The sequence below is a fragment of the Kitasatospora sp. NPDC059803 genome (genome assembly GCF_042732255.1).
Taxonomy (GTDB): Bacteria; Actinomycetota; Actinomycetes; order Streptomycetales; family Streptomycetaceae; genus Kitasatospora.
The window spans coordinates 329-7,389 of record NZ_JBHWIJ010000249.1 but is presented as its reverse complement, the minus strand read 5'-3'; the positions used below and the strand labels follow the sequence as shown (position 1 = coordinate 7,389).

Genomic DNA, 7,061 nt, shown 5'->3' with positions numbered 1-7,061 from the left:
GGCCGCGCGGCGCGCGCGTCGCGGCGCGGCGTGGGGGGGGGGGTTGGGGGGGGGGGGGGGGGCGCCCCGCCCCCCCCCCCCCCCCGGCGATGCTGATACGGGACCGGCTGGATGTGGCGTTCGAGGACGGGGAGTTCGCCGACCTGTATCCGAAGCCGGTCGTCCGGGGTTGTCACCCGGGCAGTTGGCGCTGGTGTCGGCGCTGCAGTTCGCGGAGAACCTGTCGGACCGCGCGGCCGCGAACGCGGTCCGCACCAGGATCGACTGGAAGTACGCCTTGGGCCTGGACCTGGACGATCCCGGGTTCGACCACTCTGTGCTGTGCGAGTTCCGGGCCCGGCTGGCCGAGGGCGACGCGGCAGACCGGCTGCTGCGGGTGATGCTGCGTCGGCTCGTGGAGGCCGGGCTACTGAAGGCCGGCCGACGCCGCCCACGTGCTCGCGGGTGTGCGTACGCTCAGCCGGCTGGAACTGGTGGGCGAGAGCTTGCGGGCCGCACTCGAATAGCTCGCCCAGGCGGCCCCAGACTGGCTGCTGCCGCTGATCGAGCCGGAGTGGGACAAGCGCTACGGTCGCAAGGTCGAGATCGGCAGGGTCCCTGGTGGGAAGGCCGGGGTCACCACTCTGGCCGGGACCTTCGGCCGGGACGGGCAGAGGATCCTCACCGCAGCCTGGAGCGCCGACGCCCCGCCCCGGCTGAAGGCGTTGGCGCAGGTAGAGATCCTGCGCCGGGTCTGGGTCCACCACTACGTCTGGGACGCCCGCGGGCGGCTGTGCTGGCGCGACGGCCACGCCCTGCCGCCCGCCTCGCTGCGGTTCGACTCCCCGTACGACACAGACGCGCACTACTGCGTCAAACGAGACACCGCCCGGTCCGGCTACCGCACCCATTTCACCGAGACGTGCACGTCAGAGCTGCCGGAGGTGGTCGTGCACGTGGCCACCACGATCGCCCCGGTCCAGGACGGCGAACTCACCCCCGTGATCCACAACGACCTGGCCGCGATCAGCCTCACCCCGGCCGAGCACGTAGTCGACGCCGCCTACACCAGCCCCGCGCACATCGAACCGCGCCCGCCGGGTGCACGGCATCACCCTGTTCGGGTGGTCCACGGCTGGCCGTTCGCCCGGACGAAATGTGCCCGTGAGCCGGCGGGTGGGATGCCCAACCTCCTCGCGATTCGCCGTGCCAGCAGACGACAGTCTCACTTCGCGGCGCAGTCCGGGCTGTCGCCAGCGAGGATCTTCAATGCCGCATGTCAACGACCGTGCGCGCCTCAAGCAGTACGAGAATCTGCTGTCCGTGCCCCGTGATGTGCTGCGGGCGGCCACGGTCAACGGACGGATCGAGTTGGATACCAGAGACGCCGGCCAGGAGAACTTCCAAGCTCTCTTGTGAGACCTGCTGTTCAGCCCCAGTCGCTCTCATCCGTGGGACCACCGCGGCGGGAGGTCTTTCCGTGGTCTCGCCGGGTATGTCGAGTGGATCATGCCCGCGCCACACCGGCTGACGATCCAGGCCAGCGTGGCTCCACGGATAGCGAACTACCTGCTGCCAAAGGCCGTGACCTACGCTGACGGCTCACATCTGCACTTCGGCATCCCGGGCCCCGGGTGAGGAACGCCTCGGCTGCTCTGGATCTTCTGTCGGTGAGTGTTCGCGTGTCGCTCGGCGGGGACCCGTCCGGGGTTTCCCGGGCATGGTTTCCTGGCCGAGGCAGCGAGCCGACGGTGACACGGGAGGCCAGGTGGCGGGTCCGGGCGGGTTCCCCTCGCGGGGGGTGTGGCGGCGGCCGGCATTCCGGTGGGTGGACGTGCTGGTGGTCGTGGCACTGGTCGCGTTCCTGTACGGCCTGCTGCGGCTCGCCCCGTCACTGAACGCGCCGTTCCTGCCCAGCACGGCTCCTGACACGGTGTCGACGGACCCGGCGAACCTGCCGTACTACGCGGTGCGCTCGCTGGTGCGGATGTTCGCGGCGCTGGTGGCGTCGGTGGTGTTCACCTTCGTGTACGCCACCGCCGCGGCACGGCTTCGGCGGGCGGACAAAATGCTGCTGCCAGTGCTGGACATCCTGCAGTCCGTGCCGGTGCTGGGCTTCCTGTCGGTGACGGTGACCGCGTTCATCGCCCTGTTCCCCGGCTCGATCCTGGGCCTGGAGTGCGCCTCGATCTTCGCGATCTTCACCGCGATGGCCTGGAACATGACCTTCGCCTTCTACTACTCCCTCGTCTCCCAGCCCAAGGAGCTGGACGAGGCCGCGCGGGTGATGCGGCTGACGAAGTGGCAGCGGTTCTGGCAGCTCGACGTGCCCTCCGGGATGATCCCGCTGGTGTGGAACGGCATGATGAGCTTCGGCGGCGCCTGGTTCTTCCTCGCCGCCTCCGAGACCATCAGCGTCCTCAACCACCGCTACGCGCTGCCCGGCATGGGGTCATACGCCGCAGCGGCCATCGCCGCCGGCGACCTGGGCCAGGTCGGCATCGCGATCGCCGTGATGGTGGTCATGGTGATGGGCGTGAACGTGCTGTTCTGGCGGCCCATGGTCGCCTGGTCGGAACGGTTCCGGGTGGAGGAGTCGGAAGCCGCCGAGCGCCCCCGCAGTCTGGTGCTCGACCTGTTGCGCCGCTCAAGCGTCCCCGAACGGCTCGGGCGCCCGTTGCTGCCGATCGGCCGCGTGCTGGACCGGGCGAGCCGGCCGTTCGGGCTGGCCGAGCACCCGATCGGCGGGTCGGCGGCGCGCGAGCGGACGGGGGACGTGTTCTTCGCCGGTGCGGTCAGCGTGCTGGTGCTCTTCGGGGCCTGGAAGGCGTTCGCCTACGTCAGATCCACGGTGGGGCTCGCGGAGTTCGGACACGCGCTGGCCCTGGGAGCGGCGACCTTCAGCCGGGTCATCATCCTGATCGCGTTCGCGACGGTGGTGTGGGTGCCGATCGGCGTGTGGATCGGCATGAACCCGCGGGTGACCCGCTTCGCCCAGCCCGTGGTGCAGGTCCTGGCGAGCTTCCCGGCGAACTTCGTCTTCCCGTTCGCCACCGCCGCCTTCGTCGCGCTGGGCATCTCGCTGAACGTCGGCGCGATTCTGCTGATGGCGCTGGGCGCGCAGTGGTACATCCTGTTCAACGTGATCGCCGGCGCCTCGGCCATCCCCACCGACCTGCGCGAGGCGATGACCACCTTCCACGTCGGCGGGAGACTGAAGTGGCGCACCTTCATCCTGCCCGCGATCTTCCCCTCCTACGTCACCGGCGGGATCACGGCGGCCGGCGGAGCGTGGAACGCTTCCATCGTCGCGGAGGTCGTGACCTACGGCTCCCACACGCTGACCGCCACCGGCCTCGGCTCCTACATCACCCAGGCCACCGCCACCGGGGACTTCCCGAAGATCCTGGTCGGCATCGTGGTGATGAGCCTGTACGTCGTCGCCCTCAACCGGCTGTTCTGGCGCCGCCTCTACCGCATCGCCGAGACCCGCTACTCCCTCTGACCTTTCGTACCAGCGAGCGAGGCAGGACCCGTGACCACCGACCACCCGCGCACCCCCGGCCCCCGCCCGACCGGCGCCACGATCGTGCGGGCCGAGCGGGTGACCAAGACGTTCACCACCCCCGACGGCCGGGAGCTGCCGGTCCTGGACGACATCGGCTTCCACCTGGCGGAGGGCGAGATCGTCGCGCTGCTGGGCAAGTCCGGCTCCGGCAAGTCGACCCTGCTGCGGTGCATCGCCGGGCTGATCGCCCCGTCCTCGGGCACCGTCGCCTACCGGGGCGAGCCGCTGACCGGTGCCAACCCGGGTGTGTCGATGGTCTTCCAGTCCTTCGCCCTGCTGCCCTGGCTCACCGTGCAGCAGAACGTCGAACTGGGCCTGCACGCCCAGGGCGTCGGTGAACAGGAGCGGCGCGAGCGGGCGCTGAAGGCGATCGACCTGATCGGTCTGGACGGCTTCGAGTCCGCCTACCCCAAGGAACTGTCCGGTGGCATGCGCCAGCGCGTCGGCTTCGCCCGCGCCCTGGTCGTCGAACCGGACGCGCTGCTGATGGACGAGCCGTTCTCCGCTCTGGACGTGCTGACCGCCGAGAACCTGCGCAACGAGCTGGTCGGCCTGTGGGAAGGGCATGAGGCGCCGGTCAAGTCGATCCTGATCGTCACCCACAACATCGAGGAAGCCGTCCTGCTGGCCGACCGCATCCTGGTGCTGGCCGCCAACCCCGGCCGCATCCAGGCCGAACTGCGCGTCGACCTGCCCCGCCCCCGCAACCGCCAGGACCCGCACTTCGAATCCATCGTCGACACCGTCTACGGCATCCTCACCGGCCGGGAGGATGCTGCCGTCGCCGCGGTAGAGCCTGCGACGACCGGTGGTGCCGAGCGGCCCGCCCCGACCCCGACCAGCACGCCGCTGCCGGAGGTCAGCGTCGGCGGGCTGGCGGGCCTGCTGGAGATCCTCGTCGCCCGCGGCGGCGAGGACGGCCTGGCGGAGATCGCCGACGAACTCAACTTCGAGATCGACGACCTCCTGCCCCTGGTCGACGCCGCCGGGCTGCTCGACCTCGCGCGCACGGAGGGCCCCCGCATCCGCGTCACCGACGCCGGCCGCGAGTTCGCCGCCGCCGACATCCTCACCAGCAAGCAGCTCTTCGCCCACCACGCCGCCAGCCGCGCCCCGCTCGTGCGGGCCATCGTCCAGGCCCTGGCCGCCACCGACGGTCACACCCTGCGCGAAGGGTTGTTCCTCGACCTGCTGCGGCGCGGTTTCTCCGCCGAGGACGCGCGCCGCCAGCTGGACACCGCCATCGACTGGGGCCGCTACGCCGAGCTGTTCGACTACGACTCCGGCGACGGCGAACTCACTCTGGACCCCGGCGCGCAGGACGCCCTGTAGGCGGGGTGCGTGCCTCAGTCCTTCCGGCGGGCCGTGCGTCGGCGAGCAGGCGGACCACGCCGGCGGGAAGGCTCAGGTGGCGCGCGATCCAGCCGGCGTCGTGGCCGTGGGTGGCGAACACCCACGCGGTGTAGAGCGTATTGAGGCTGGGCGCGTGCGCGCCCAGCAGCAGCGGCCGGACCGCCTCCATCGGGAAGCCCTCCAGGCTGTGGGCGCTGAACCACGAATCCTGGTCCGCCTCCGCCTGCGGCACAACAGGGTGGCGTCGTCTGCGCAGCCGCTGCCACAGCACGCCGGCCACGGCAAGGCCCGCGACGCCGGCACCGAACAGCGCGCCGCCGACCACCGGCCGGTCGCGGGCCGGCAGCACCACCAGCGCGACGACCTCCAGCAGGAGCAGGGCGATCACACCCAGCACCACCGCGCCCTCACCGGTTCGCGGGCGGGGCACCGCTCTCATTCGGATCACCTCTCCTTCCGATCAGTCTGCCAGGCACCCGGGGAGGCGTCGGGTCCTTGACGCGCCACTGACGCGTGGTCAGGCCAGGGCCTGGTGCTTCGTGTCGCCCTCCTCCAGGTGCCAGTGCAGGTCGCTGACGCCCGGCTCCAGGCAGAGGCGCGAGATGACCGGCTCCAGTGCTTGGGCGACGTCGCCGTTGACGGCGACCGTGGCCCGCAGGCTGGTGACCTCGCCGCGCTCACGCCGGGCACGCAGCCCGGTCGGTGCGAGGCCCGACGCACTGAGGGCCTGCAGAAGCAGCGCACGGATGTATGCCTCGGCGCCACGTTCGCACTCCAGGTGGACGGCCGCGCGCATGGTGGAGTCGGGGGCCCGCGCCCTTGAGGAAGCCCGGATCCGCTGCGTCCGCACCCTCGAAGATGGAGCGCCCCGCCGGCGACCGGATCCTCGACGCTGCCGGTGGTCCCGTCTCTGCGGCCATGGAGATGACCGGCGGCGACGTATCGGGCAGTCCCACGAGGACATCGGCCAGGCCCGCGACGAGTGGCAGGCCGCCACCGACCGCTGCGGCGCCGTCCGGGGCTACCCGGGCAACCGCCTCCCCGCCCCGGAGCTCCCCGGCACCCCCCTCAAGCCCCGCGGCCGCACCCGCTGACCCGCGCGTTCGACGGGCACGGAGTCGCTGCGTGCCTTGGCTGCGGGACAACCCTCAGCGAGTTCGGCCACCTCACCGCCCGGCCGGTTCATCCTCACGCTCCGGCGGTCGGCCGGGGGCGTGAGGACGCCACCCCGCCCTCACCCGGCAACACCCGACACGTCATGCGCGAACTCGCCAGCCCCACCCCCCTCTCCCAGCCAGGTGCCCCCAACACCTGTCGCGCGCGGTCGGCAGTGAGACCATCACCCCACGTCAGAGCAGCCGGTAGGCGATCTCGGTCGACGGCCCGTCCGCCCGGCCCCGGAACCACTCGTGACACACCAGAACAACACACCCCACGCCTCGCCGAAAGTCCGGATCGAAATGACCGAGAACAAGTAAGGTCGAGGCTTGTTCGATTGACCCTCACAAAGTCGGTCTGGATACTGATCGAGCACGACGCAACCGAAACTCGTTGCGAAGCGGACTCCGATTCGAAATTTCATCCGGCTGAGGAGAATCCATGATCTCGAAAGCGAAGAAGGTCGTGAGCTCGATGGCGATGGCCTTCGCCGCGGCGGCCACGCTCACCGTGGCCGTGCCGTCCGGCAACGCCTTCGCCATCGACCACGTCCAGTGTGACGGGAGCCGCAATGACTTCCTGAAGATCTGGTCGCACCTCGACGGCCGTGACAGCGTCGACTGCTACGCGAACGGGGGGACGATCGGCTTCGGCGGGTGGTGGATCGACCGGATCTCCACGGGGAACAACGACCTGGTCTACTCCGACGCCAACGGCGACTCGGTGAGGGTCAACCGCTGGACCGACATCACGTACCCGAACCGCCCGCCGAGGGTCAACTCCATCCAAATCCTCTGACGAACCGGCGGAGCGGGACCCGAACGGAAATTCACCCGGCCGCATCACCGTAAGTCCCCGCAGCGCTTTGATCGCCGTCGAATTTTCTGTGACGTGAATTCGCTCAATTCCGGTCCACCGGCGCCGGCCATGCCCTCCAGGGGCGGGCCGGCGCCCGCCGGTGGTGTCCCCGCGGGCCCCCCAGCCCCCACATCCCCACCCCCAA

6 protein-coding genes and 2 pseudogenes are annotated in these 7,061 nt (G+C 70.5%); 6 read left to right on the top strand and 2 right to left on the bottom strand.

Annotated features, from left to right (window positions below; all coding sequences use genetic code 11):
- Nucleotides 1-43 precede the first annotated feature (43 nt).
- The 4 genes and pseudogenes from ACFV6I_RS30175 to ACFV6I_RS30160 form a co-directional block, all read left to right on the top strand.
- A pseudogene (locus ACFV6I_RS30175) lies at nucleotides 44-361 on the top strand (transposase); the annotation flags it as partial.
- A gap of 343 nt (nucleotides 362-704) precedes the next feature.
- On the top strand, nucleotides 705-1,313 hold the full coding sequence (locus ACFV6I_RS30170; RefSeq protein ID WP_380428692.1) for a hypothetical protein: 609 nt from the start codon (nucleotides 705-707) through the stop codon (nucleotides 1,311-1,313).
- 494 nt (nucleotides 1,314-1,807) lie between these two features.
- Entirely contained in the window at nucleotides 1,808-3,484 is a 1,677-nt protein-coding gene (locus tag ACFV6I_RS30165) for an ABC transporter permease (RefSeq protein WP_380428690.1), read from the top strand.
- Nucleotides 3,485-3,514: 30 nt separating this feature from the next.
- The gene (locus ACFV6I_RS30160) at nucleotides 3,515-4,879 is read left to right on the top strand and encodes a nitrate/sulfonate/bicarbonate ABC transporter ATP-binding protein (RefSeq protein WP_380428688.1); all 1,365 of its coding nucleotides are present in this window, start codon (nucleotides 3,515-3,517) and stop codon (nucleotides 4,877-4,879) included.
- On the opposite strand, the gene ACFV6I_RS30155 is transcribed toward ACFV6I_RS30160, so the two are convergent.
- Together ACFV6I_RS30155 and ACFV6I_RS30150 are read right to left on the bottom strand one after the other, a co-directional pair.
- Nucleotides 4,845-5,339, bottom strand: a complete 495-nt coding sequence (locus ACFV6I_RS30155) for a hypothetical protein (RefSeq protein ID WP_380428686.1) — start codon at nucleotides 5,337-5,339, stop codon at nucleotides 4,845-4,847. The two genes, ACFV6I_RS30160 and ACFV6I_RS30155, sit on opposite strands and share 35 nt — an antisense overlap.
- Before the next feature lie 78 nt (nucleotides 5,340-5,417).
- Complete coding sequence (locus ACFV6I_RS30150; RefSeq protein WP_380428684.1) at nucleotides 5,418-5,750, bottom strand: hypothetical protein; 333 nt, start codon at nucleotides 5,748-5,750, stop codon at nucleotides 5,418-5,420.
- Nucleotides 5,751-5,841: 91 nt separating this feature from the next.
- On the opposite strand from ACFV6I_RS30150, the pseudogene ACFV6I_RS30145 reads away from it, so the two are divergent.
- A pseudogene (locus tag ACFV6I_RS30145) lies at nucleotides 5,842-5,994 on the top strand (pirin family protein); the annotation flags it as partial.
- A gap of 505 nt (nucleotides 5,995-6,499) precedes the next feature.
- Entirely contained in the window at nucleotides 6,500-6,856 is a 357-nt protein-coding gene (locus ACFV6I_RS30140; protein WP_350876292.1) for a beta/gamma crystallin domain-containing protein, read from the top strand.
- Nucleotides 6,857-7,061: the final 205 nt, after the last annotated feature.